The sequence below is a fragment of the Streptomyces sp. NPDC043861 genome (assembly GCF_056435905.1).
Genome location: NZ_JBWKDP010000007.1, coordinates 43,852 through 67,557 on the forward strand (window position 1 = coordinate 43,852; position 23,706 = coordinate 67,557).

The 23,706-nt window shown below is 70.1% G+C and carries 18 protein-coding genes; 7 read left to right on the top strand and 11 right to left on the bottom strand.

Going from position 1 to position 23,706, the window contains the following annotated elements:
* Positions 1-375 precede the first annotated feature (375 nt).
* Complete coding sequence (locus AC068D_RS17835) at positions 376-1,275, bottom strand: hypothetical protein (protein WP_478823961.1); 900 nt, start codon at positions 1,273-1,275, stop codon at positions 376-378.
* 1,012 nt (positions 1,276-2,287) lie between these two features.
* On the opposite strand from AC068D_RS17835, the gene helR reads away from it, so the two are divergent.
* Both helR and AC068D_RS17845 read left to right on the top strand, forming a co-directional pair.
* Complete coding sequence (helR, locus tag AC068D_RS17840) at positions 2,288-4,435, top strand: RNA polymerase recycling motor ATPase HelR (protein ID WP_478823962.1); 2,148 nt, start codon at positions 2,288-2,290, stop codon at positions 4,433-4,435.
* A 308-nt stretch (positions 4,436-4,743) separates the two neighbouring features.
* Positions 4,744-5,121, top strand: a complete 378-nt coding sequence (locus AC068D_RS17845; RefSeq protein ID WP_478823963.1) for a hypothetical protein — start codon at positions 4,744-4,746, stop codon at positions 5,119-5,121.
* A 312-nt stretch (positions 5,122-5,433) separates the two neighbouring features.
* Here AC068D_RS17845 and AC068D_RS17850 read toward each other — a convergent pair whose 3' ends face one another.
* The 7 genes from AC068D_RS17850 to AC068D_RS17880 all read right to left on the bottom strand — a co-directional run bounded on the left by AC068D_RS17850 (position 5,434) and on the right by AC068D_RS17880 (position 15,441).
* Positions 5,434-6,732 carry an SGNH/GDSL hydrolase family protein gene (locus AC068D_RS17850; protein WP_478823964.1) on the bottom strand — a complete coding sequence of 433 codons (1,299 nt, stop codon included), beginning with the start codon at positions 6,730-6,732 and terminating at the stop codon, positions 5,434-5,436.
* Between the two features lie 358 nt (positions 6,733-7,090).
* Complete coding sequence (locus AC068D_RS17855; protein ID WP_478823965.1) at positions 7,091-7,591, bottom strand: tetratricopeptide repeat protein; 501 nt, start codon at positions 7,589-7,591, stop codon at positions 7,091-7,093.
* Positions 7,592-8,184: 593 nt separating this feature from the next.
* Positions 8,185-10,989 (bottom strand): DUF5682 family protein, encoded by a 2,805-nt coding sequence (locus AC068D_RS17860; protein ID WP_478823966.1) that lies wholly within the window; start codon positions 10,987-10,989, stop codon positions 8,185-8,187.
* Complete coding sequence (locus AC068D_RS17865) at positions 10,986-12,098, bottom strand: ATP-binding protein (protein WP_478823967.1); 1,113 nt, start codon at positions 12,096-12,098, stop codon at positions 10,986-10,988. Before AC068D_RS17865 ends, AC068D_RS17860 begins: the two co-directional genes overlap by 4 nt.
* A gap of 12 nt (positions 12,099-12,110) precedes the next feature.
* Entirely contained in the window at positions 12,111-13,538 is a 1,428-nt protein-coding gene (locus tag AC068D_RS17870; RefSeq protein WP_478823968.1) for a vWA domain-containing protein, read from the bottom strand.
* Positions 13,535-14,953, bottom strand: a complete 1,419-nt coding sequence (locus tag AC068D_RS17875; RefSeq protein ID WP_478823969.1) for a hypothetical protein — start codon at positions 14,951-14,953, stop codon at positions 13,535-13,537. The genes AC068D_RS17870 and AC068D_RS17875 overlap by 4 nt, the downstream gene beginning before the upstream one ends.
* On the bottom strand, positions 14,923-15,441 hold the full coding sequence (locus AC068D_RS17880) for a hypothetical protein (RefSeq protein ID WP_478824220.1): 519 nt from the start codon (positions 15,439-15,441) through the stop codon (positions 14,923-14,925). Before AC068D_RS17880 ends, AC068D_RS17875 begins: the two co-directional genes overlap by 31 nt.
* A 379-nt stretch (positions 15,442-15,820) precedes the next feature.
* Here AC068D_RS17880 and AC068D_RS17885 point away from each other — a divergent pair, with 379 nt between their 5' ends.
* Complete coding sequence (locus AC068D_RS17885) at positions 15,821-17,002, top strand: cytochrome P450 family protein (RefSeq protein WP_478823970.1); 1,182 nt, start codon at positions 15,821-15,823, stop codon at positions 17,000-17,002.
* A 152-nt stretch (positions 17,003-17,154) separates the two neighbouring features.
* Here AC068D_RS17885 and AC068D_RS17890 read toward each other — a convergent pair whose 3' ends face one another.
* Positions 17,155-17,784: a winged helix-turn-helix transcriptional regulator gene (locus tag AC068D_RS17890; RefSeq protein ID WP_326623211.1), complete on the bottom strand. Its 630-nt coding sequence runs from the start codon at positions 17,782-17,784 to the stop codon at positions 17,155-17,157.
* Positions 17,785-17,865: 81 nt separating this feature from the next.
* Between AC068D_RS17890 and AC068D_RS17895 the strand changes: the two genes are divergently transcribed.
* Genes AC068D_RS17895 through AC068D_RS17905 form a run of 3 tightly spaced genes read left to right on the top strand, consistent with a single transcriptional unit; the run spans position 17,866 to position 20,555 of the window.
* A complete protein-coding gene (locus tag AC068D_RS17895; protein ID WP_250058155.1) occupies positions 17,866-18,618 on the top strand; it encodes an MBL fold metallo-hydrolase in 753 nt (250 codons plus the stop codon).
* Positions 18,619-18,641: 23 nt separating this feature from the next.
* Positions 18,642-19,286: an NAD(P)-dependent oxidoreductase gene (locus tag AC068D_RS17900; RefSeq protein ID WP_478823971.1), complete on the top strand. Its 645-nt coding sequence runs from the start codon at positions 18,642-18,644 to the stop codon at positions 19,284-19,286.
* Positions 19,287-19,289: 3 nt separating this feature from the next.
* Complete coding sequence (locus tag AC068D_RS17905; RefSeq protein WP_478823972.1) at positions 19,290-20,555, top strand: multidrug effflux MFS transporter; 1,266 nt, start codon at positions 19,290-19,292, stop codon at positions 20,553-20,555.
* Between the two features lie 387 nt (positions 20,556-20,942).
* Here AC068D_RS17905 and AC068D_RS17910 read toward each other — a convergent pair whose 3' ends face one another.
* A complete protein-coding gene (locus AC068D_RS17910; RefSeq protein WP_478823973.1) occupies positions 20,943-21,836 on the bottom strand; it encodes an alpha/beta fold hydrolase in 894 nt (297 codons plus the stop codon).
* A 50-nt stretch (positions 21,837-21,886) separates the two neighbouring features.
* Between AC068D_RS17910 and AC068D_RS17915 the strand changes: the two genes are divergently transcribed.
* On the top strand, positions 21,887-22,474 hold the full coding sequence (locus AC068D_RS17915) for a TetR/AcrR family transcriptional regulator (protein ID WP_478823974.1): 588 nt from the start codon (positions 21,887-21,889) through the stop codon (positions 22,472-22,474).
* Positions 22,475-22,763: 289 nt separating this feature from the next.
* On the opposite strand, the gene AC068D_RS17920 is transcribed toward AC068D_RS17915, so the two are convergent.
* Positions 22,764-23,702, bottom strand: coding sequence for an alpha/beta fold hydrolase (locus AC068D_RS17920; RefSeq protein WP_478823975.1), 939 nt, complete (start codon positions 23,700-23,702; stop codon positions 22,764-22,766).
* Positions 23,703-23,706: the final 4 nt, after the last annotated feature.

Consider the following 23,706-nt stretch of genomic DNA (forward strand, 5'->3'; position numbering starts at 1 on the left):
ACCCGGGCGCTTTGCACCGGGGGCCGGGCTAGGCCGGGGACGGCACGCCTGCGGGCCCTTGACGAGACTCTCCGACGTGCGGCTTTGCGGGGTTTGCCCGGGAGCTGTCCCACGATGTCACGACAGTCTCAGAGCCCGGTGCTCGCGGAGCCGTCGTCGCGATTCGGCCCTGCTCGCTCCTGGGGCGGACGTGGACGAGCTTCCGGTACGGGGGTGGACGTGGTGGCAACCGGGGTGCGACGCGCAGCCTGCCGGGGAGGGCGGGACCAGGACCACGGTGCTCACGGTCGGCGGCATGTCCGTTGCACTACCCGGTGGCGCCACTTCGTTGCCTCGATGGGCCGTGTGCGCCGGGGGCGCCCCCTGGGCGCCGGATCACGGGTCCGACTGCAGGCGCTCGGCTCGGGTCCGGGCGGCCTCTGCGTCACGGCGCGCCTTTCGGGCGATGCGGTCGGCTTCACGTGCCCGTTGCCGTGCCTCCTCGAGAGCGCTGCGGGCCGCGGCCTGCGCCCGTTCGGCCGAGGCGAGTTCCTCGGCCAGGGCGGTGGTCCGCTGCTCGGCTTTCTGCAGGGCCGCTTCGGCCTGCCGGCACTCGGCTTGTGCCTGGTGGCGTTCGGTCTCCCGTTGTCCGGCCTCCTGATCCGCTGCCGTTGCATCGTGGCGTGCCTGGGTGAGCCTCTTGCGGCGTTCTTCGCCGTCTCGGTGCTGTTGTTCCGCGCTGTGTCGGCGCTTTTCCACGGCGCGGTCGGGTGTTGGAGGCAAGGTGGCCGAGGGTCTGGGTGCCGCACCGGCGACGGCGGTCGCAGTGAAGCCGACAGGTGGAGTGAGCGCCTTGACGAGCCGCCCCGAGGACCAGTCGCGCGCGGCCTGCGGGTCGGCCAGGGCCGCGTGCAGGGTCGCTTCGACCTCATGCTGAACGTCGTCGCTGATGGTGTGGCCGGTGTCGGCAGTGAGCTGGCGGGCCTGTCGGGCGAGTTCGGCGACGAGACGGTGCCGCTGTCTGCTCAGTTCGCGAAGCTGTTCGGGGTCGAGCTGTTCGTGTGCCTGGCGCAGGCCCTCGCCGAGCCGCAGAAAGTCGGCGGTCTGCTCGGGCCGGGCACGGACGAGGAGATTGCTCGCCCAGGCTGCGAGCGTCGGTCGCCGCAGCGCAGTGATCCGGGTTGCCAGTCCCCGGTTCTTCTCCCTGCGCGCGGCGGCCGCGTACGCAGCGCGGGCTTCGGTGAAGTCCTGTGGCCACAGCCCGTACAGCTCGTTCGCCACGCTTTCCAGATCCACGGTTCCCGCAGCCCTCCGTTCGACAGGGTCGAGTCGAGTGTGCACCTTTCACCGGGCTGCGCCACGTATCCGAGACCTGTTTCCACGCTGGAGCCGTGCCGGCCGAGGACGATGTCGACGCGACCGGTCAAGTTGTCGGATGACTGCGGCGGCTCTGGTGGCTGAGCGCAGGCGTATGCACTGGTCATTGGGCTCCGAAGGCCCTTCGGCCTCCGCGACCGCACACCTGGCGAAAGGCTGTGCCCGACAGCCCGCTCAGCGGCATCGCGGCCAGGGCTTCGCAGCCCGGTCCGTACCCACTGGCCGTCGGCCACGGCTGTGCGGAGCTCGCATTGGGTTGCGACGCCGTGAGCCGGCCCCTCTCGTCAGTGGACGAGGCGGCTGCATCGGCGCCTTCTCACGGCCTTCGCGCTGAACGTAGGTGTTCCCTTGGATGGAACACCTACGTTCAGCGCGAAGGCCGCCAGCACGTCAGGTGGTTAGCGAACCCAGTGATCAATCGGGACGCGCCATCCGACACCGAGGCACGTGTGGCCCGCGGCGCCAGCGTGCCTGCCGGCCGTAGCTCTGGGGGCTTCTCGACGATGTTCCAGCCGACCTGCTGAAGAGGGTGAGAACTTCCCGTTTGGCGGCCGTACGCAGGCCCATGGGAGATCCTCCTGGGCCGAAGAAATGTCCGCACGCAGCGTGTTGCTGTTCCGCGAAGGGCCGGCCCGTCCACGGCGGACGGCAAAGGCACATGGCAGCACCCAACCCCTTGCCACTCTCAACATATAGCGCACCGGGGGGCTTGCGGCAAGACCCGGGTTGTGCCTCAGAATCGCTGCTCGAAGCCAGAACCTGAGGAAATGAGTGATGTACAACGTGGGTGTGCTGTTGTCGGTTCGTGGGTCATTCGGTGACGTCGAACCCGGGGTGGGAATCGCGCAGCGACCGTGGGCGCGTGGCGCCGAGGCGCGGATGTGCGCGCCGCTGGGCTTCTCGGGCGCGACCTCGGATCGGAGCTGATGACATGACCTCCCTGACCACCAGCGCGTTCGACCTCCCCGACCATCTTTCCCCCAAGGCCGGCCCGACGCTGATCGCGGGCGACGAGGTTCACTTCGCGGCCCTCGCGGAGAGCCTTGAGCAGGCGATCGCCGAACTGTCCGGCCGCCTCGACGACCTGCGCAGGGCGCCCGGTGGTCTGGGCCGGGAGGCGATGGACCGCGACATGGAGATCCACCGGCTGACCGCTCGCCTGCGCACCCTGCATCGCTTCGGTCTGGACCTGTGCCTCGGACGCATCGTCAGCGCGGACGACGCCGAGCCCTTGTACATCGGACGGCTCGGCCTGACCGACGGCGCGGGGCGTCGGCTGCTGATCGACTGGCGCTCGCCCGCGGCCGAGCCGTTCTTCGCCGCGACGCACGCCAACCCGATGGGTCTGGCAAGCCGCCGCAGGTATCGCTGGTCCCGCGGCCGGATCGGCGACTACTGGGACGAGGTGTTCACCGCCGACGGATTTGAAGGGCACGCCGCGCTCGACGACCAATCCGCCTTCATCGCCAGCCTGGGCAGCAGCCGGTCGCCCCGGATGCGAGACGTACTCGGCACCATCCAGGCCGACCAGGACGCCATCATCCGCGCGGATTCCCGCGGCGCTCTCGTCGTCGACGGCGGTCCGGGTACGGGCAAGACCGTCGTTGCTCTGCACCGCTCCGCCCACCTCCTCTACTCCGATCCTCGCCTCGGTCACCGTCGCGGCGGCGTGCTGTTCGTCGGTCCGCACCAGCACTACCTGGCCTACGTCGCTGATGTCCTGCCCAGCCTCGGAGAGGAGGGTGTGCAGACCTGCACCGTGCGGGACCTCGTATCCGAGGGCGCCGGTGCGGCGATCGAGACCGACCCGGAGGTGGCCCTCCTGAAGTCGTCCGCGAACCTGGTGAAGGCGATCGAGACGGCCGTCAGGTTCTACGAGGAGCCGCCCACCGAGGGGATGACGGTGTCCACCCACTGGTCCGACATCTGGCTGAGCGCCGACGATTGGGCCGAGGCGTTCGAAGCGCCGGAACCAGGTACTCCGCACAACGAAGCACGCGACCGGATCTGGGAGGAGCTGCTCACGATCCTGATGGACAAGCACGGCGGCGATGTCCCGCCCGACCTGTTCCGGCGGTCGCTGCTGGCGAACAGAGAGCTCATCACGGCTCTCTGTCGGGCGTGGCCCCTGCTCGAAGCGGCTGACCTCGTCGGAGACCTGTGGTCCGTACCCGCCTACCTGCGGATGTGCGCCCCCTGGCTCAGCCGCGATGACGTTCGGAAGCTGCAGCGCGAGGACGCCCAGGCCTGGACGGTGTCCGACCTGCCGCTCCTGGACGCGGCACGGCAGCGGCTCGGCGACCCGGAGGAGGCACGACGAAAGCGTCGTCACAACGCCGCTGTTGCCGCCGAACGCGAGCGCATGTCCAACGTCATCGACGACCTGCTCGAGGCCGATGACGACGGTGAAGGTGCGGTGACGATGCTGCGCGGACAGGACCTGCAGAACAGCCTGATCGACGAGAACGCCCTGCCCGGCGCCGACCCGGACCGGCTCGCCGGCCCGTTCGCGCACATCGTCGTGGACGAGGCCCAGGAACTGACCGACGCGGAGTGGCAGATGCTGCTGCTCCGCTGCCCGTCCCGGAGCTTCACCATTGTCGGCGACCGCGCCCAGGCCAGGCACGGGTTCACGGAGTCGTGGCAGGAACGGCTCGAGCGGATCGGGCTGGACCGGATCAACGTTGCCTCACTGAGCATCAACTACCGGACGCCGGAAGAGGCCATGGCGGAAGCCGAACCGGTCATCAGGGCCGCGCTTCCCGACGCCAATGTGCCGACCTCCATCCGCAGCAGTGGCGTGCCCGTCGTACACGGATCTGTCGCGGATCTGGACTCGGTGCTCGGCACCTGGCTCGATGCGCATGCCGACGGGATCGCCTGTGTCATCGGCGATCCCACGTTCAGGGCGACGTCCCGCGTGCGGTCGCTGACCCCGGAGCTGTCGAAGGGGCTCGAGTTCGACCTGGTCGTTCTCATCGACCCGGAGACGTTCGGCACGGGTGTCGAAGGAGCGGTCGACCGATATGTCGCGATGACCCGAGCGACCCGGCAACTCGTCATCCTCACGAGCTTCTGACGTCGGCCAGGACGACGCGAGTGCCGCCCGAGGATCACCAGGTGGTCCGCCACCGATGGAGTCTGCCTGGGCGTCGCGGTCGGCGCCGGGCCGAATCGCGGCCGATGACGAACCGTGTGGGGGAGGCCGACGACCCGGGACAGCCGGACAGCTGTGCCGCCACGGAAGGAGCATGGTCGTGAGGCACGGCCGGTCAGCCGTAGGGCCGACTCCGGGAAACCCTGTGGCCGTTGCGGTTGTGCGGTGGGTATCCTCCGGTCTCCCGACCAGCTGTTCCGAAGGCCGGCCCCGTCCAGAGAGTGCTTCCCATGACCAGCCGGCGTTTGACAACGACCCTGTGGCGCCCCACCGGTCCCAAGGAACTGGAGCTGGTCCGGGAGCTGAACTGGCGTGCCTGGCCGCCTCGGCTGCCCGAGCAGCCGATCTTCTACCCCGTTCTCAATGAGGACTACGCGATCAAGATCGCGAGGGACTGGAACGTCAAGCACGACGGCGCCGGCTTCGTCACGCGATTCGAGGTCGAGTCGGACTTCTTGAGCCGGTACCCCGTCCAACAGGCGGGCGGGCGGACGATTCTCGAGCTGTGGGTGCCGGCCGAGGAGCTTGACGAGTTCAATGACCACATCGTCGGCACCATCCAAGTGGTGCACGAGTACGGCCGAGTTTCGGGCCCTGAGGCGCCATAGGGACAGGGCGGCCGGATTCTGCCGCGAGCGGCAGCCCGGCCTTCCCGTCCACGGGCATGTCGGCCGGCAGCCGGGGTCCGAACCCTTCGCCGAATTCGCTGTTGCACAGTGTCAGGAGCAGGCCTTTGTCTGCTTCTGACACTGCTTCGCCTCCACGAGCCACTGCCGCAGTGCACGCCCGTGCACAGCGCATGTCGGCGGGCGGCCGCTGCGGGCTCGCCTTCCGCTTCGGCCACGGGGGCGGAGCCGGTGCCGGCGGCCGCAGGGTTCGAGATCATGAGCCGACCGCACCGGGCGGGGGGCCGAGCACTGTCAGAGCCGGGCGGCCGAGCGTTCGCCGATCAATACGGAGAGATCGACGCTCCGCGCCATCCGCGCGTACCCCGCGTCGTTCAGGTGGAGGTGGTCACCGGAGTCGTACGCAGGATCGAGCCGGTCCGGGGAGTACGGGTCTCGAAGCGCCCGGTCGAAGTCGAGGACGGCGTCGAAGACCGTGCCGGCGCGGATCGCCGCATTGACCTCCTGCCGCACGGCTTCCAGAGCCGGGGTGTGGCGGCGATGCCCCTCGAAGGGCATGAGCGTCGCCCCGACGACTCGCAGTCCGTGGGCCCGTGCCTGGTGCGCGAGCCTCCGCAGCGCGGCCGTGACCGCTTCCGGCTCCGCCGGGCCGGGCGGGCGGATGACGTCGTTGATGCCCAGCGCAATCACGACGACCCGGGCGCCGGGCCGGTCCAGTACGTCGCGCTCGAAGCGGGCCAGCGCGCTCGGGCCGGTGCCGTCGCGGAGAACGCGGTTGCCGCTGATGCCCTGGTTGACGACTCCGTAGCCCCAGCGGCCCGCGCGCAGCCGGCCGGCCAGATGGTCAGTCCAGCGGCGGTCCGCGTCCGGGGTGGAACCGGCGCCGTCGGTGAGCGAGTCACCGATGGCGACCACCGTGCCCCGGGCGGCCGGATTGCGGACGTCGACGGCCGTCAGGTAGTGCCAGGACGAGATGGGCCGCGAGTCGGCGACCCAATCGGTGTCCTGCGTCCTGTCACCCGCGGCAAGGTAGGAGGTCTGCCGTGCGCGCGCGTGCAGCGTGACTACGCCGGGTGCGGGGACGTGGACCGTGATCAGCAGATGCCCGTCCTCGGGAACCGGAAGGGCCGTGGGGTCGCCGACTACGTGCCCGCCCGGAGGCACGACGACGGACGGGCGCCCGGCGAACAGCACCTCCTGCAGGGTGCCGGGCACCGCGGCGGCGCCGTCCGCGGCAACGGCGACGGAAGCGTGGCCTATGTGCAGGGGCTCGGTCCCGAAGAGATTGGAGAGGGTGATTCTGGCCTGGCTGCCGCCGAGACTGGTGTGGACGACGTTGCGCACGGAGTATCCGCCGGCGGGGGCTGCTGCGGCCTTCCCGGGGGCGGCGGACCAGGTCCCGGTCCAGCCGTCCGTTCCCACCGCCTGCGCTGCCGCACCGCCATGGCCTCCGACGGTCCTGGCCTCGGCCCCGGACGGGTGCCTGCGGTCGTCACGGGCGAAGGTGAATGTCGCGATGATCGCGCCACTGGTCAGCAGTGTCAGGGCGAGGAGAGCGGCGAACAGGCCGTATCCGGCCCGCTGGGTTTTCATGAGCACATCATCCGATACGGCCGCCGGAACCCGACATCCGCCCCCGGGAGTACCTCGGGCGGGCACCGGGCACCCGGTTGGTGGGTGCCCTCGCTCGTGCGGAACGTGGGGCTGCGCGGGGGCGTACGGGCCTTCCTGCGGACGGCGCCATGACGAGCTCCGGACAGGAACAGCCGCTGATGTGTGTCCTGTACGGCGAGTCCCGCCGCGACCTACGGAGCCGGGGCGTCCACGGGCCCGTCCGCTCACTGGGTGCCCTGCCGGAGCCCTGAGCGGATGTCCTGCGTGTCAGGTGTTTTCGGCCCTGGGCAGCCGGATGTGCCGGGACGACAGCCGGAAGGATCCGGGCCGACAGGTGTCAGACGGTCTCGTTGAGGTCTTGGGCGTAGTGCTTGATGGCTCGTTGGTACTGGCGCACCTGGGGGTCCTCACTGGTGGTGGCGAGCAGGGTGAGAAGGATCTGCATGGCTTCGTGGTGGCGGTCCGTGTTGAACAGGGCCATGGCGAGGAAGGTCTGCAAGGCGCCGTCGTCGGGAAACTCCGCCACGCCCTGGCGGAGGGTGGTGACCGCATTCGGGTACTGGCCGAGGATCCGGTAGGTGCTGCCCAGGCCCAGGAGAGCGCCGCGGCGATCCTCACTCGACAGCCCGGATCCGCTGAGGCTGCGCTCGTAGAAGGGGACGGCTTCGGCTTCCAGACCCAGCACATCATGGGTCCAGGCCGTCTGGTACGCCACTTCGGCGTCGTCGGGGTGATCGGCGGCCAGATCCAGCAGTCGCCCACGGGCCTGCTTGGGATCTCCTTGCTGACGGAACCGGACTGCTGCAGCCAGGAGTTCGTCCCTGGTGTGTTCACTCATGTGCGCATCGTCGCAGGCCAAGCGCAACGCCCTCAACTCGTTCAAGCCGGTGGCAGGGCGGGACATCAGTGGGAACCTGCGTGGCCCGGCGGACGGCGCGGGGGCCTCCCCGGGTGACGTGACTGGAGTGCGTGAGGCCAGGCCGTCGCAGCAGGAACGAAATATCCCGAAGGCGAGTCACGGCGCGCTGCGGGTGATGCCGGGCCGATCTCTCCGGCCCGCGGTCGGCTAGCATCCCCGGCCCGGACTCGGACCGGGGATGTCTGTGCGGGTGGCGTGGCTGACCCGGCGATCCGCAGTCGGCGACGCGGCGCCGCGGTGCCCTGTGAGCGTTCTCGTGCAACTTCCGTGAATCATGGGCGTGTTCGCGCATGGTCAGACGTCGCCGAGTGCGTTCCGATGTACCCGGCACGGCCCGACCCCAAGCCCTGGCCGGCAAGGCGGACGTCAGGGCAGCCGGGCCGGCAGCCAACCCGCGAGTGCGGCCGGGATGCGGCGGGACCCGGGGCACCGCCGGCCGGGCCCGTCGGGGCGTCCGCGACTCCGGGTGCCACCGTCGGCGGATCCGCCGTGCGGGGATCGCCCCGCCCATGTCAGAGACTTGCCAGCAGCACCTCCAATGCCATCGCCGTATCCGGGTGGCGACCGACGAGTGCCGCGCCGGACGGGGCGGGATCCGCCGTCTCCCACGTCCCTTCACAGCCGAGCAGAACCGCCACCGCATCGCAGGTGGCGGGGTGGGCGGCGAGCAGCACGCCACCACCGGCGCTGCCGCGGCCTGCCGGCGGCATGGCTCCCGCGTCCGGCCGGTCCAGCCATGGCGGCACCCACGAGTCCAGCGCCGCGAGCCTGCCCGGGAAGATCCGCCCGGCCTCCCGGATCAGCAGCGGGGCCAGTTCGGCGCCGTCGGACCGCAAGGTACTGATGAGCGTGGGCAACCATGGAAGCAGCACCGGGTCCGGCAGGCGTGCGAACGCGCTCGACACCGCCTCCACGACGAAGTCCGCCAGCTGCGGCACGGGCTCCAACGCGTGCAGGAATCCGCTGAGGTAGCGCGGATAGGCGGGCACCACCAGGGGGTTGTTCAGCAGATCGTCGCACCGCGCCCGCAGGTCCGCACGGGAGAGCCGGCCGAGCTGCACCTGTGCCGCCCACAGCAGGGCCACCTTGGACGGCTCCTGCGGATGCGACTGCGCGAACGCCAGTTCCAGCTGGTTCCGGTCGCAGCCCAGCGACAGCGCCAGACCCTCCATGCTGAACAGGAAGCCCAGCATCGCGGCGACCTGGCGGACCGTAGCGTCCTCGTCGGTGCATGCGGTCGGCAGCAGGGTGCAGTAGTGCGCATAGCCGGTCTTGACGAACGACTCGATCCACGACGGCAGTACCGGCTCGCTGGTCCGGTAGTACGTGAGCAGCCGACGTACCCGGTGCAGCACCTCCGGCGCGCCGTCGACGCTGCGCTCGGTCGCCAGAACCTCCAGGGCATGCGCCCCCAGTTCGTCGGCCAGGCGACGGCTGCGCAGATACAGAATCGCGTCCTCGACGGCCTGGAGAACCGCCGCCGTGGTCGCGTGCGGGCCGTACGCCGTGCGCCGAAGGCGTTGCTCCAGGACCTGCTCGATACTGACGCCCTCATAGCCGAGCTCGATGAGTGCCCGTTGGTGGGTGCCCAGGGCCAGGTCCCACGACTCCTGGATCGGCCGCTCGCCGAGCCGCCGCTCACCCATGATCGGCCGCGCGGTGCCCTGGGGCATCAGTTGGCGCAGCATCCACAGCACGTCGGAGCACTGCTCCAGTTCCGGCCGGGTGGCCATGTCCAGCAACGCCCGCTGCACACCGCGCTGCTGGAGTTTCAGGTTCAGCGGCGCGAGCCGGTCGTGCACGTCGCGGGCCAGTGGCGGCAGCGCGTCGTAACCGACCTGGCCGATCCGGTCCCCGCCCATCATGATCTCGACAAGGCGTCGCACGTCGCGCCGGCCCGGCACGGTGTCCTTCTCAATGCAGGTGATTGCCGCGTCCTGGAAGTCGTACGGCGTGGGTTTGGCCCGGTCGCGCATGCCGGCCAGCAGGATCGACGTCTCGAAGACGGCGATGGCGTCGGCGGTGGAGGCGAGGTAGCCGCCGCGGCGCGCGGCGCGCACGATCTCCACCGACCAGCCCAGCAGTTCGGCCTCGTCCAGTCGGTCGAGGACCGGCGGACGCCGGAGGAAACCGGAGAGCTTGTCCGAGGGCGTGTCCGGTACCGCAGGGACGGCCGGCGCGGCTGTCCTCCCGGGTTTCGATGCCTTCTTCGCGCCCGCCTGCCCTGCGAGCCGGAACGGCTCTACCCGCGTGCGCCTGAGGTTCTTCGCCCACTGGGTCGCGGCGATCGACACCGAGCCCGCGGCGAGGCCGAACTGGGCCTCGATCGCCGCGTGACTGGAGGGGATGAGGCCGTGCTGCCATGTGCTTGCACTGGGCGGGTCGATCACGAAGGTGTCGGTGCCGTGGACGCCGAACTCCGCGACAGGGCTGGCTGCGTGGAACGCGCCGCAGACATAGAGGCAGTCCGTGGGATCGGTGCCGGACGCGGCGAGGTGTTCGCGCATTCTGGTCCACATGTAGCGCTCGCGGTCCTCGTCCACGCGTACCCGCTCCGGATCCCCGGGTGCCAGGCGCCGGAACAGGCTGCCGATCAGAAGCATGACCTGCCGATAGGTGTCGTGGTCGCTGTCGCCGAGCGGCACTTCGACGTACTGGTGCCACCACTCCGACCAGTGCCGCACCCGGCCGTGGTGCAGCAGGTGCTCCTCCAACTCGGCGAAGCGCGGCCGCAGGTCGCCGATCTCCACGCCGACCGCGTCCCCGTGCAGCGCGGCCTCCTCCTCCGCCTGCGGCGCGTCCGGATCGGCCGGCTCGGCGGACTGGGCCCCGCGCGCCTGCCACTGGAACACATGGTCCGACGAACGGTCGACGAGGACGAGCTCGACGCCTGGTGTGTCCAGTGCGTAGGCGATCGCCTGGTATTCGGCCGATGCCTCGGTGATCGGTGCGACGACCGACAGCGGAGCCCATTCGGCGGGGAAGCCCTCGACCTCGCTCGCGAATGCCTGCACCGCCACCGGGAGCCTGCAGTTGCGCAGTTCGGACAGGAGCGGCGCCATGTCCTCGCACAACTCCAGGTAGACGACCTTCGGTTGTTTCTCCCGCAGCCGCCGCGCCATGGCGATCGCCGAGGCGGGCGAGTGATGGCACACGGGGAAGATTTCCAGCGGTTCGCTCACCGCGCGGTCGACGTCGCCGACGATGCCGAGGAGGATTCCCTCCAGGGCGTCGGGCCCGTCGGCGAACGCCGCGGCGGCCTGCTGCAGCTGCGCGCGCAGCCCTTGGAACGGCGTCCCCTTCTGTTCGGGGTTCATGACAGTGCGCCGATCGCGTCGCGACCGCCCTCCAGGAACTCCGGCCACGACCCGCCCTCTTCCCGGCCGCGCGGCTCGACGACGCCGTGCAGGTACTTGTTGAGGATGGCCAGGTCCTCCGGCTCGCGCCGTGCCAGGGAACCGACGAGCGAGGAGGCGAGGGTGTGGGCCGTCAGCGTGCGCTCACCGAAGAAGTTGCTGTGCAGGATCGCGTCCTCGAGCACGCCGATCTGCTCGGCGGTCGACAGCGCGGACTCGAGCTTCTCGTCGTCGCTGCCCGCCGCGGCGGCGGAGGCGCGCAGATCGGCGAAGCTCTGCAGCAGCACGTCCAGCAGCGTCGGTGGCACGTCCAGCTCGATCTGGTGACGGCGCAGCAGCTCCTCTGTGCGGAAGCGGACGATCTCCGCCTCGCTCTTCTTGTTCGTCACCACCGGGATGCGGACGAAGTTGAAGCGACGCTTGAGCGCGGAGGACAGGTCGTTGACGCCCCGGTCGCGGCTGTTGGCCGTGGCGATCACCGAGAAACCGGGCTTGGCGAAGACGATGCTGTCGCTGTCGAGCTCCGGCACCGAGATGTACTTCTCCGACAGAATCGAGATCAGCGCGTCCTGGACGTCACTCGTGGACCGGGTGAGCTCCTCGAAGCGGCCGATCGCGCCGGACTCCATAGCGGTCATGATCGGCGAGGGGATCATCGACTCCCGTGACTGGCCCTTGGCGATCACCATGGACACGTTCCAGGAGTACTTGATGTGGTCCTCGGTGGTGCCGGCCGTGCCCTGCACCACCAGTGTGGAATTGCGGCAGATCGCGGCGGACAGCAACTCGGCCAGCCAGCTCTTGCCGGTTCCCGGGTCGCCGATCAGCAGCAGACCGCGGTCGGAGGCCAGTGTGACGATGGCACGCTCGACGATACTGCGGTCGCCGAACCACTTCTGCGAGACATCCCGGTCGAGGCCGTCGGCGCGTTCGGACCCCAGGATGAAGAGCCGGACCATCTTCGGCGACAGGCGCCAGGTGAACGGCTTGGGGCCGTCGTCGACCGACTCCAGCCAGTCCAGCTCCTCGGCGTACTTGATCTCTGCAGGGGCGCGCAACAGGTCGGACATATCGGGGCCTTTCTAAGCGAGGAACGTCTTGAGTTCGTGAACAAGCTTGCGGATGTGCCCGGAGAGCACCGGCGTGCCGAGGTCCTTGAAGCGCTCCCGGAACCACGGGTTGACGCTGCCGCGGCCGGAACTGGTCACCGAGCCGACCGGGATGAACTTGGCACCCGAGCGGTGGATGGCTTCCATGCTTGCGAACAGTGGCTCGGTCTGCCATTCGTAGAAGTCCGAGATCCACACCACGACGGTGTTGCGGGGCTCGGCGATCTTCGGCTGGGCAAGTGCCATGGCGACCGTGCCGTCGGTGCCGCCACCGAGGTTGGTGCGCAGCAGGGTCTCGAAGGGGTCGTGTACCCACGGCGTGAGGTCGAGTGCCTGGGTGTCGTACGCGATCAGATGCACGTCCACCTTCGGCAGTCCCGCGAAGATCGAAGCCAGGATGGTGCAGTTGACCATCGAGTCGACCATCGAGCCCGACTGGTCGACGACCACGATCAGCCGCTGAGGCGTCGTCTTGCGTACGGTGTGGCGGTAGAAGAGGCGGTCGACATAAAGCCGTTCCTCTTCAGGGCTCCAGTTGGTGAGGTTCTTCCAGATCGTGCGGTCGAGGTCCAGGTTGCGGAACACCCGCTTGGGCGGGACCGAGCGGTCGAGGGCGCCGACTGTGGCCTTCTCCACCTGGGTGCGCAACACCTCGGCGACCTCGTCGACGAAGCGGCGGATCAGGGCCTTGGCATTGGCCAGTGCCACGCCGGACAGATTGTTCTTGTCGCGCAGCAGCTGCTCGATCAGTGACATGCTCGGGGTCAGCTGCGAGGCGAGCTTGGGGTCGGCGAGGACCTCCCGAAGGTGCATTCGCTTGACGAGGTCGGCTTCGATGGCACCGAGCTCCGGCCCGATCGCCGGAATCAACCGGCTCAGGTCGGGTGTCGTACCGCGTCCGCCGGAGCCGTGGGGGCTGAGGCCGGGTCCCGCGGCGGCACCACCTGCGGGGCGGCCGGCCCTCAGCTCACCGGGCCGGCAGCCGAGTGCGCGCTCGAGCCAGCCCGCGTCGGACTGCCAGCGCGACAGCTGTCCGGCGGTGACCGTGCCGGCGCCGGAGGCGAAGACGTTGAGCAGCACCTTCGACACCAGCGCCGCGCGGCGCACTTCGGCGGCACGGTCACGACCGCCGTCCCCTTCGCCGTTGGACGGAGCCTCGGCGCCGGGCACCATCAGGCCGTCGAACTCGGCGGCCAGCTCCGGGTGGCGCTGCACGATCGAGTCGACGGAGACCTGCGGATCCAGCAGTCCGGGCGGCAGGTCGATGTCCTCGACGACGGCGAGGCTCGCCGATTCCAGCGTCACCTGCTCCTCGTGGTCGAACAGCCGCGCGAGGAGTCGCCAGTAAAGGACCTGACGACGGTTGTCGTGGGAGATCATCCCGGGATCCTGTTCGGTCATTTCCGCAACAGCCTTCCAGCGCGCTCACGGAGCACCGCCGCAGCGTCGGTGGCCGCCTTCTCAGCCCTGACACCGGCCTTGTCGGACGTGCCGCCGGCCCATGCCCCGGCGTGCACCGCGACTGGCTTCTTCCGTACGGTGGTTTCGACGGCGAGCGGCTGTACGCGGTACGTCCCGGCGTCCCAGCGGAGCAGGCCGATGCACGCGTTCGACGCCGCGACGGCCTCGGGGGTCAGCGGTCCGGCGACCGGAATGCGGTCGGTGTCGACGGTCAGACGGTGCCCGGCGACGGCGAACGACATGGTGTCGTCGTCCTTTTGGACGGTGAAACCCTCCAGGAAGACGGGAACGGCAATGCGTGTCGGGTGCCGGTCCAGGGGTGCGGTCGCCGGAGCGGTCGCGGTGGGCAGGGACACGCGGGCGGTCGCGAAGGCGTCGGCGGGCTCGCTCGGGCACGCGTGCTCGTCGCTCCAGATCAGGTCGCCCCCAGCGGTGATCGGCATGTCGGTGATGTCCATCGAACGGCCTTCGCTGACGGCTGCCAGGAGCGACATGTGCGGACGGAGCAGCTGCCAGAGGCCGGCTCCGACGACCGTGTCGGGCTTCGGCGCCGACACACTGGCACGCACCAGGCGGGAGGCGGCGCCGTCCGAGGGCTCGAACACCGCGTGGACCTGCGCCTGTGCGGCGGTCGCGTGTTCATGCACGTCGACGCCGAGGGGGAGGAGGCGGCCGGTGACCGTGGCGGTCAACGGCGCGTCGGCCGCGCCGGGCAGCGTCAGCACCAACGCACGCGACCACAGGTCTGCCCAGCGACGTGCCGGAATGCGTTCCAGGGTTGCGCCCGGGCAGGAGGCGGCGAGTTCGGCCGCGAAACCGTCGAGGAGCGTCGACAGACGCCGCAGGGCAGGGTCCGGAAGCATCGCGGAGACGACCTGCGCCGATCCGGCGACCATGTCGTGGTCGATGCCCTGCCAACCGGAGCGCGCCAGGTCGGACAGCCAGGAGCGGGACGCGGCGAGCAGGTTCGCCGCTTGCTGCCCGCCGGGCGCCGGGACTGTCTCCTCGCTCCGGGGCCGACCGGTGGCCTCCTCGATGCGGGCCGTCAGTGCGTCGTGGACGGAGCCGAGCAGCGCGGCCCGGGCGGCGGCGAGGGTGACGAAGTGCTCCTCGCCCGCGGCTCCGGCGGCCGCCTTCGCGGCGGCTTCGGCGACCCTGGCGGCCAGGGGCGTCCCCGCGACTGCCTGGGCGAGCGTGCCCGGCCCGTCGGCCTGGGCGGCCTGAGGACGGAGCAGGCCGGTGATGAGAGTCCGGTCAAAGGCGTCGACGGCAGCCAGGGTTTCGTCGAGCCCGTCGATGGTTTCGGCGAGCAGATCGACGCGCATCACGCCACCGCCCTGGTCGACGGGAACCACTGCATCTCCGGCAATGGTGCAGTGGTGGGGGCGAGTTCCAGGTAGGCCAGGTGGCGCAGGAACCGGCTGAAGACGGGCGCGGCAGCCTTGGCGTCGCCCTGTGGTGGGCGTGTGCCGGCCATGTCGCCCGCGATGCTCTGCGCGCTCGGCTCACCGTCCACGGCCTCGACCCGCAGGTAACGGGCGACGCGCTCGGCGCCGTACTGCAGCACGGCCTCGTTGATCAGAGCTCGGATGTGATTGCAGAACGAGCCCCGTGCGCCGCCGCAGGGTCGGTTGTTGTTGGTGCTGCAGGCGAACGCGTAGGTGCCGGCCGCGACCGACGAGACATAGACCCGCTCGATGTCCGAGCCGCTGGACACCACGCCCTGCAAGCGCCCGTCGGCCAGCTCGACGAACGGGACCTTGGCGAGTTTGCGGGGCCTTGCGGGTGGTATCACCCGCGCCGTGCTCGACCTCTCCCAATCTGACAACGCACCATCTCCTATGCACCAAGGGGCCTTCCGCGCCACACCGGCGGGACACGAGTGAACTTACGCGCGGCCACTGACAACGCCGATCGCGGACGAAACGGCCGCGTCATACGCTCATCGCGGAGCCGGAATCAAAGCCGCGGACACAGGCGGACGCGTGGTCGATCCTCCGGCACCGGGAGGAGAGCGGGATCCGACGAGGGGGGCAGGCGACGGCCCCCGTGGCGCGCTGGTCCCGCCGCCATGACGATGGCTGCAGGTGCCGAAGCAGCCGAACCGGGCGCCGGCACACACTGTTGCGGCGCCCGGCAGTACGGCGTCGGCAGAGGGTACGTCCTGGCCCGTCCCGGCAGTCCGGCACGGGCCGGCGAGACCGTCTGCCTAAGGTGGATACATGGCAATCCATGATCAGAGACGTGAGTTGCTGGCCGATCCCCATGCCGCGTACGCGCGACTGCGTGAGGCCGCACCCGTTCACCGCATCACGGGGACGGACGGGCTGCCGGCCTGGTTGGTCACCCGCTACGACGACGTACGTCAGGCACTTGCCGACCCCCGGCTTTCCCTGGACAAGCGCAACGCGGCACCCGGCGGCTACCGGGGACTTGCACTGCCGCCGGCGCTGGACGCGAATCTGCTGAACATGGACCCGCCGGACCACACCCGCATCCGGCGCCTGGTGTCCCGGGCGTTCACCCCACGTCGCATCGAGCAACTGCGCGAGCCGATCCGAAAGACGTCCGATGAACTGCTCGACACCATCGCTCCGCACGGCCGGGCCGATCTGATCGCCTCGTACGCGGCTCCGCTGCCGATCACTGTCATCTGTGACCTGCTCGGTGTGGACCCGGAAGACCGCCACGACTTCCGGGCCTGGACCGACCCCCTGGTGGCGCCGGACCCTGCTGAGCCGTCCAGGGCCAAGGAGGCCATGGCCGGCATGGTGGGGTTCTTCACCAGGCTCATCGCCCGCAAGCGGGCCGAGCCGGCGGACGACCTGCTGTCCGCCGTGATCTCCGTACGGGACGAGGAAGACCGGCTGAGCGAGGACGAGTTGATGTCCCTGGCCTTCCTCGTCCTGTTCGCCGGGTACGAGAACACCGTCCACCTGATAGGCAACGCCACTCTGGCCCTGCTGCGTCACCCGGATCAGCTGGCCGCCCTGCGCGCCGAACCCGGACAGCTGCCCGGTGCTGTCGAGGAGTTGGCCCGCTACGACGGACCCGTCCCGCTGGCCATCCGACGCTTTCCCGTCGAGGACATGAGCATCGGAGACATCACCATCCCGGCCGGTGAGACCGTTCTCCTCTCGCTGGCGGCCGCCCACCGCGATCCGGACCGCTTCACCGACCCGGACCACCTCGACATCTCCCGCGACACGACGGGCCACCTCGCGCTGGGACACGGAATCCACTACTGCCTGGGCGCCCCGCTGGCGCGGATGGAGACGGAGATCGCACTGGCCGTTCTGCTGGAGCGGTTTCCGCGGCTGGAACTTGACGTTCCCCACGACGAACTGCAGTGGCGTCCTTCGATGCGTGCCCGTGGGCTGCTCTCGCTGCCCGTGCGCTACTGAGCGGGCGCGCAACCCGAAGTGCGAGCTGGGCGCAACCCGAAGTGCGTCCTGGGCCCCTCTCGCGGTCCTGACGGCCCAGCCGGCCGGGCGCGCCACGCCGGTCTTCTCAGCGGCGGCCCAGTACCTCGGTGATGCGGAGAGCGGCCGGTCGTTCAGCGGGGCAGGATGCGCATTACTGCCTCGTGTTCGCCGCTGAGCCGCAGGCCTTGCTGTACTGCGGCGCTCAGATCGAGGTCGCCGAGCAGGGTGGCGGCCAGCAGGTGCGGCGGTCCGGTCAGTGACGCGGTGGGGTGGTCGACCCGGCCGGCATGTGTGTGCACCGAGCCGTCCTTGACTTCGATGACCAGGTCTTCGTTGCCGTCGGCGTGCAGTTGCAGGGCGATTGCCGGCTGGTCGGGGCGGTGGTCGGTCAGTGCCCGGGCGGGCATGTCCAGCCAGTGGGTGCGGAAGGTGTCGTTGCCGCCCGGCTCACGCAACAGCGGCACGCCCCACCGGCTCAGTTCCTGCAGCACCGGCTCGAGCGCGCGGCCACGCTCGGTGAGGGAGAACAGGGTGGTGGCCACCGGCGGCGGGGCGGCCTCGCGGTGGATCAGGCCGGCTTCCTCGAGTTCGCGGAGCCGGTCGACCAGCAGGTTGCTGGCGATCCCGGGCAGCCCGTTGCGCAGGTCGGTGTGCCGGCAAGGACCCAGGGCGAGCAGTTCGCGGACGATCAGTAGGGACCACCGGTCGCCGATGGTGTCCAGTGCTTTCGCGATGCCGCAGTACTGCCCGTAGGTGCGCATGCCACCATCCTACATCGTGGTGTTGAGATTCAAAACTCTCTTGTTGACTTTCTCAACAATGTCGGTCTAGCGTCGCTGCCCATGACCCCCACCCTTTCCGTGCGTCGGCTGGCCTGGGCCGGCGTCGAGATCCGTCTCGGCGACACCCGCCTGCTGATCGATCCGCTCGAGAACGTCGCTCCGCTGGCGCCGGTGATGGGGCCGCCGCACCGGCCGGTCGACCCGGTCGATACCCCGCCCGGCACCCACGCCCTCATCACCCACCTGCACCCCGACCACTACGACCACGACCTGATCGCCCGGATCGCGGCCACCGGCACGATCGGCTGCCACACCCCCAGCGCGGCAGGGCTGCGCGAGGCGGGCATCACTCCCGTTGCCCAGGACCTGGGTCAGTCACGGCGCATCGGAGAGCTGTCCGTCACCCCGGTGACCTCGCTGGACTGGCGCGGCAACGACTGTGACCAGGTCGCCTGGGTCGTCGAAGGCACCGGCCGGCGGGTCATCCACTGCGGCGACACCCAGTGGCACGGCAGCTGGTGGCAGATCGCCCGCGACCACGGCCCGTTCGACGTCGCGTTCGTCCCGGTCAACGGTGTCATCGCCCACTTCGAGGGCTACGCGGCCAACGTCCCGGCGACCATGACCCCTGAGCAGGGCGTCGAGGCCGCCGTCGCACTCGGCGCCGGCACCGTCTGCGCCATGCACTACGGCCTGTTCCACAACCCGCCGTTCTACACCGAACAACCCGACATCGAGCAGCGCTTCCAGCACGCCGCCGACGAGCGCGGCATCACCGCGGCCATCATCGCCGACGGCCAGCCCGTCCTCTGACGATCAGAAGCAAGGAGCAACACATGAAGATCGTCCTGTTCGGTGCCAGCGGCAAGATCGGCCGGCCCACCACCGAGGAACTACTGCGTCGCGGCCACACCGTCACCGCGGTCACCCGAGCCGGCCACATCGACGGACTCAAGCACAAGGCCTTGACCGTGACCACCGGTGACGTCACCGACCCCGCGGCGGTCGCCGGCCTCGCCGCCTCCCACGACGCCGTGCTCTCGGCCGTCGGCCCCCGGATCGGCCAGGAAAGCGACCGCGCCACGATCGTCGGTGCCACCCGTGCGCTGATCGACGGACTCCGCCGAGCCGGCGTCACCCGCCTGGTCACCATCGGCGGTGCCGGTAGCCTACGCACGCCGACCGGCGCCCGGGTCATGGACGACCCGGACTTCCCCGCGCTGTGGAAGGCCAACGCCGAGGCCCAGTCCGAAGCGCTCGACCTCTACCGCGGCGTGCACGACCTCGACTGGACGTACGTGTCGCCCGCCGCAGTCATCGGAGCGGGCGAGCGGACCGGGGCCTACCGCAGCGCCGGGGACACCCTGCTCACCGACGACGACGGCAACAGCCGCATCTCGTACGCCGACTACGCGATCGCCTTGGCCGACACGATCGAGAGCGGCACCGCGATCCGCCGCCGCATCACCGTGGCGTACTGAGCCATGAGCAACGACGCCGCCGGCCGGCAAACCCGATTCATCGTCCTGCTCGCAGCGCTCGTGGCCCTGGGACCACTGTCCATCGACGGCTACCTGCCCGGACTGCCGGACCTCGCCGGCGACCTGCGCGCCAGCGCCGCGGCCACCCAGCTCACCATCACCGCCTGCCTGGCCGGGCTGGCCATCGGGCAGCTGATCGCCGGGCCGCTGAGCGACACCTACGGCCGGCGGCGTCCGTTGCTGGCGGGCCTCGCCCTCTACACGATCGCCAGCGCGCTCTGCGCGGTGGCGCCCGACGTCCGGACCTTCGTCGGCCTACGCCTGGTCCAGGGCATCGGCGGGGCGTTCGGCATCGTCATCGCCAACGCCATGGTCCGCGACCGCACCTCCGGAACCCGCACCGCACGTCTCTTCTCCGCACTGACCTTGATCACCGGCCTGGCGCCGGTGTTCGCGCCGGTCCTCGGCGGCCAGCTACTGCGCGTCACGGCCTGGCCTGGAATCTTCGTGGCCCTGGCCGTACTCGGCGCCGTGATGCTGGCGGCCTCCGCCGCAGGACTGCCGGAGACCCGGTCCTCCGCGTCACGCCAGCCGCTGCTGGCTGTCGTCGGGCAGCTGCTCAGCGACCGGGTCTTCACCGGGTACGTCCTGGCCAACGGCCTGGTCTTCGCGGCGATGTTCGCCTACATCTCCGGCTCGCCGTTCGTCCTGCAGGAAATCCACGGCCTGTCACCGCAGCAGTACAGCGCCGTGTTCGCCGTCAACGCCGCCGGAATCATTGCGGCCGCCCAGATCAGCGGCCGGCTGGTGGCCCGGGCCGGCGCCCGCGTGCTGCTGCTCGCCGGTCTGCTGGGCGCGACAGCCGGTGGCACCACGGTTCTGGCCGCGGTGCTGACACGGGCACCCCTGCCCGCGCTCCTGATCGGCCTGTTCGTCCTGGTCTCCAGCGTGGGCCTCGTCATGCCGAACGCCGCGGCCCAGGCCCTGGCCGACCACGGCGGACACGCCGGGTCGGCCGCCGCGCTGCTCGGCTTCAGCCAGTTCATGATCGGCGGGGCACTTGCTCCGCTGGCCGGCGCGGGTGGCGCCACCGACGCCTTGCCGATGGGAATCATCGTCGCCGTGCTGCCGGCGCTCGCTCTGCTCACACTCGGCGTCCTCACCCGGTCGATGCCCGGTGAGCGCACTCGCAGGCCGGCTCGCCAAGGACCTGCCGGGCACCGGCGACCGCGCCGGCACATCGATCGCAGACGAGCCGGCATCCAGTGAGCCGTTTCATCCTTCGTAACGCGGTGACTCGACGTGGTGCAGGACGAGGTTGGCCTGCACTATTGCGGTGGCTCGGCGCGGGCAGTTGGTTGGGCGCCCCGGGCGTGGGCATCTTTGCTTTCGGCCCACATGGACGCGCGGTTCAGCCGGTTCTACCCCGGCAGCATGCAGCACGGCGCCCTGACCCTGTCCGCTGCGCTTGAGCTGCCGTTCGTCGACTCCGAGCCCGTGCGGATCGCCATGGACAGCATCGGTCGTACCACGGCCGACGACGCGAGCGTGCTGCTGCGGTGGAGCGTCGCAGCTGAGTACGACGGCCACCGTGATCGCGGCCACGAACAGAGCGAATCCCCTCGCCCACATGACCGAGCACCCATGTCCAACGCGCTATGTGGGCGAAAGCGGGCTACGGGCCATGAACCGGCGAAGCTCGGCGGCCAGCCCGGCGGGGTTGTCCCACGGCACGAGCGTTCCGGCCCCCGGAATCACGACGAAACATCCCCGCGGGAGCAGTTCGGCGAGCCGGCGCCCGGTATCGGCCGGCATCATCCGGTCGTCCGCTCCCCAGGCCACCAGTGCCGGTCGGTCGAAGTGCCGCAGCCGCTCCGCGGCCCGCAGGTACGTGCCCTTGTCCGTTGTCCTCAGGAAGCGGGCGAGGTCGCGGCGGACAGCCGGGTCGGTGAGCAGGGGGCGGTACCAGCGGCGGATCCTTTCGTGCGGGATCCCGCGCGCGGTCATGCCGCCGAGCGAGCTGCGCATGGCCGCAAGGAAGGGCACGCGGAAGGACTGGAGCAGGAGGAACAGGCCGCCCGGTACCCGGCTCGCGGCCAGCAGGGTGCGGCCCTGGACACCGGGCGGGTAGTTGTCGAGTGCCTCGCAGGACGTGAGAACCAGCCGGCCGACGCGCTCGTCACGTACTCCGACCAGCAACTGTGCCGTGCCTGCGTCGTTCTGGACGAGCGTCACCCCGTGCAGGTCCAGTCGCTCCAGAAACTCGGCGAGCAGGTTCGCCACACCCTGGGCCGACAGATCGGCGTCGGCCCGCATCGGCCGACGGTGGCTCCCGAGCGGCAGCACCGGCACCACCACCCGGAAGTCGTCGCGGAGTTCCGCCACGACCGCGTCCCAGATCGACTCGTCGAAAGCCAGCCCGTGCACGAGCACCAGGGTTTCCTGGGCACGGCCCGGCCCGCCTTTGCTCGCGCCGCCGCCTTCGCTCGCTGCCCTGCCTCCGGTGTCGACGTACTCGATGGTGCCGGCGCTCAGCTCGATCTGCCGCATCACGATCCCCCTTGTTCTAGATAGATCGATCTAGTGAGACGCTAGCCGACATGAGGATCACTGGCGACACCAGAGCGCGCATTGTGACGGCCGCTACGGAGCTGTTCCGGAGGCAGGGCTACGCCGCGACCGGTATGAAGCAGATCGTTGCCGAGGCATCAGCACCCTATGGATCGGCGTATCACTTCTTCCCCGGCGGCAAGGCCCAGCTCGGCGAGGAAGTGATCCGCAGCTCCGGCGCCGCCTATCTGGCGTTGATCGGCACCCTCTTCGCCGACCCGGAGGCCGATCCGGTGGCCGCCACTGCCGCCGCCTTCATGGGTGCCGCCGAGACCCTCCGAGAACTGGACTTCACCGATCCGTGCCCGATCGCCACCGTCGCCCTGGAAGTCGCCTGCACGCACGAAGGTCTGCGCCGTGCCACGGCCGATGTCTTCGCCTCATGGATCCAAGCACTCGCCGACTTCTACACAGCAGCCGGAATCGAGCCCGGCACTGCCCGGGACACGGCCGGTTCGGTCATCGCACTTCTTGAAGGTGCCTTCATGCTCGCCCGCTCGGCCCATGACACGGCTCCGGTCCGCGCAGCCGCCCACGCGGCCGAGGCGATCGTCCGGGACGCACTGCATGCCACCTGACCAACTGGAGCACCGGCGCGTGGGTGTGCACGCCCGGATGGCTCACCAAGGCCGAACGCGTCGCACACCCGCACCGCCCCCGCCATGGCCGCCGGGTGGGCCAAGGGGGATCACGCCGGGGACCGGGTGAACGGGAGCGACCGTCATGACGGTGTATCACCGACCGTGAGCGCACACCAGGATCATGTGGAAGGGTCTGAGCCCGTCGTCGGACGGTCCCGACGATGCTTCTGCCGGCTTGGTCCGGCCCGGCCGCTCGTACGACCCTGCCGGACCCAGCCGGCAGCCCTTAGGCGCGCCCCGTGTGCTGCAGGATCTCGTCGGCCAGCCGGTCGTCCAGCGCCGTGGGCAGCGTGTGGCCCATGCCCTCGATCATGACGAGGCGGGCGCCGGGGATGGCGGCGGCGGTGGCTTCGGCATGCGCGGGCGGGAACATCGGGTCCTCGGTGCCGTGCAGCACCAACGTCGGTGCGGTGACGGAGGTCAGGTCCGCCGTGGAGCCAGTGCCGGCTGCCCCTGCCGACGTGTGGTTGAGCGCGGCTTGCGGATCGCGCGCCCGCTCGTTCACCCGCTGCTCCATGGCGCGGTACTCGTCCTCGTCGAACGGCAGCACAGGGCCGTGCAGCACACGCCACAACGCCAGCCGGGCAGCGAGGTGATCCTCCATGCCCGCCTGCGGCTCCGGGTAGGCCGAGGCGAGCGCCGTCAGCAGCTCGGGCTTGGGCGGAGGCAGTTCGCCCGGGAGCGGAGGCGCCCCCTCGAGGACGCGCTGCACCGCCGCCATCGTGTCCGTGCCGAGCGGCTGGGACGAAAGGCTCGTCAGGGTCAGTACCCGGTGCGCGTGTGTGACGGCAAGCCGCTGGGCGATGATGCCGCCGAGGGATGCGCCGACCAGATGGGCTCGCCCGGCCCCGAACGCGTCCAGAACGGCGAGCGCGTCGGAGGCCATGTCGTCGACGGTGTACGGCTGGGCAGCAAAGTCCACGGTGGAAGAGCGCCCGGTGTCGCGGTGGTCGTAGCGGATGACCCGACGGCCCCCGTCGACCAGGCGACGGACGATGCCGTCGTTCCAGTGGATGCCCTGTGCCTGCGCGCCCATCACCAGCAGCACAGTCGGGTGGTCGGGATCGCCGAATTCATCCGCCCACAACTCGAGGTCCCCTGCGTGGACGGTCCGCTCGCGGCCCGTCAGGTACGTGTTCGTGAATTCATTTTCCTGCATGGTCATTCAA

Excerpts from the sequence above, each read along its gene's own strand:
- helR (WP_478823962.1), top strand. The coding sequence starts at position 2,288 with ATGACCTCCCTGACCACCAGCGCGTTCGACCTCCCCGACCATCTTTCC.
- AC068D_RS17845 (WP_478823963.1), top strand. The coding sequence starts at position 4,744 with ATGACCAGCCGGCGTTTGACAACGACCCTGTGGCGCCCCACCGGTCCC.
- AC068D_RS17850 (WP_478823964.1), bottom strand. The coding sequence starts at position 6,732 with ATGAAAACCCAGCGGGCCGGATACGGCCTGTTCGCCGCTCTCCTCGCC.
- AC068D_RS17855 (WP_478823965.1), bottom strand. The coding sequence starts at position 7,591 with ATGAGTGAACACACCAGGGACGAACTCCTGGCTGCAGCAGTCCGGTTC.
- AC068D_RS17860 (WP_478823966.1), bottom strand. The coding sequence starts at position 10,989 with ATGAACCCCGAACAGAAGGGGACGCCGTTCCAAGGGCTGCGCGCGCAG.
- AC068D_RS17865 (WP_478823967.1), bottom strand. The coding sequence starts at position 12,098 with ATGTCCGACCTGTTGCGCGCCCCTGCAGAGATCAAGTACGCCGAGGAG.
- AC068D_RS17870 (WP_478823968.1), bottom strand. The coding sequence starts at position 13,538 with ATGACCGAACAGGATCCCGGGATGATCTCCCACGACAACCGTCGTCAG.
- AC068D_RS17885 (WP_478823970.1), top strand. The coding sequence starts at position 15,821 with ATGGCAATCCATGATCAGAGACGTGAGTTGCTGGCCGATCCCCATGCC.
- AC068D_RS17890 (WP_326623211.1), bottom strand. The coding sequence starts at position 17,784 with ATGCGCACCTACGGGCAGTACTGCGGCATCGCGAAAGCACTGGACACC.
- AC068D_RS17895 (WP_250058155.1), top strand. The coding sequence starts at position 17,866 with ATGACCCCCACCCTTTCCGTGCGTCGGCTGGCCTGGGCCGGCGTCGAG.
- AC068D_RS17900 (WP_478823971.1), top strand. The coding sequence starts at position 18,642 with ATGAAGATCGTCCTGTTCGGTGCCAGCGGCAAGATCGGCCGGCCCACC.
- AC068D_RS17905 (WP_478823972.1), top strand. The coding sequence starts at position 19,290 with ATGAGCAACGACGCCGCCGGCCGGCAAACCCGATTCATCGTCCTGCTC.
- AC068D_RS17910 (WP_478823973.1), bottom strand. The coding sequence starts at position 21,836 with ATGCGGCAGATCGAGCTGAGCGCCGGCACCATCGAGTACGTCGACACC.
- AC068D_RS17915 (WP_478823974.1), top strand. The coding sequence starts at position 21,887 with ATGAGGATCACTGGCGACACCAGAGCGCGCATTGTGACGGCCGCTACG.
- AC068D_RS17920 (WP_478823975.1), bottom strand. The coding sequence starts at position 23,702 with ATGACCATGCAGGAAAATGAATTCACGAACACGTACCTGACGGGCCGC.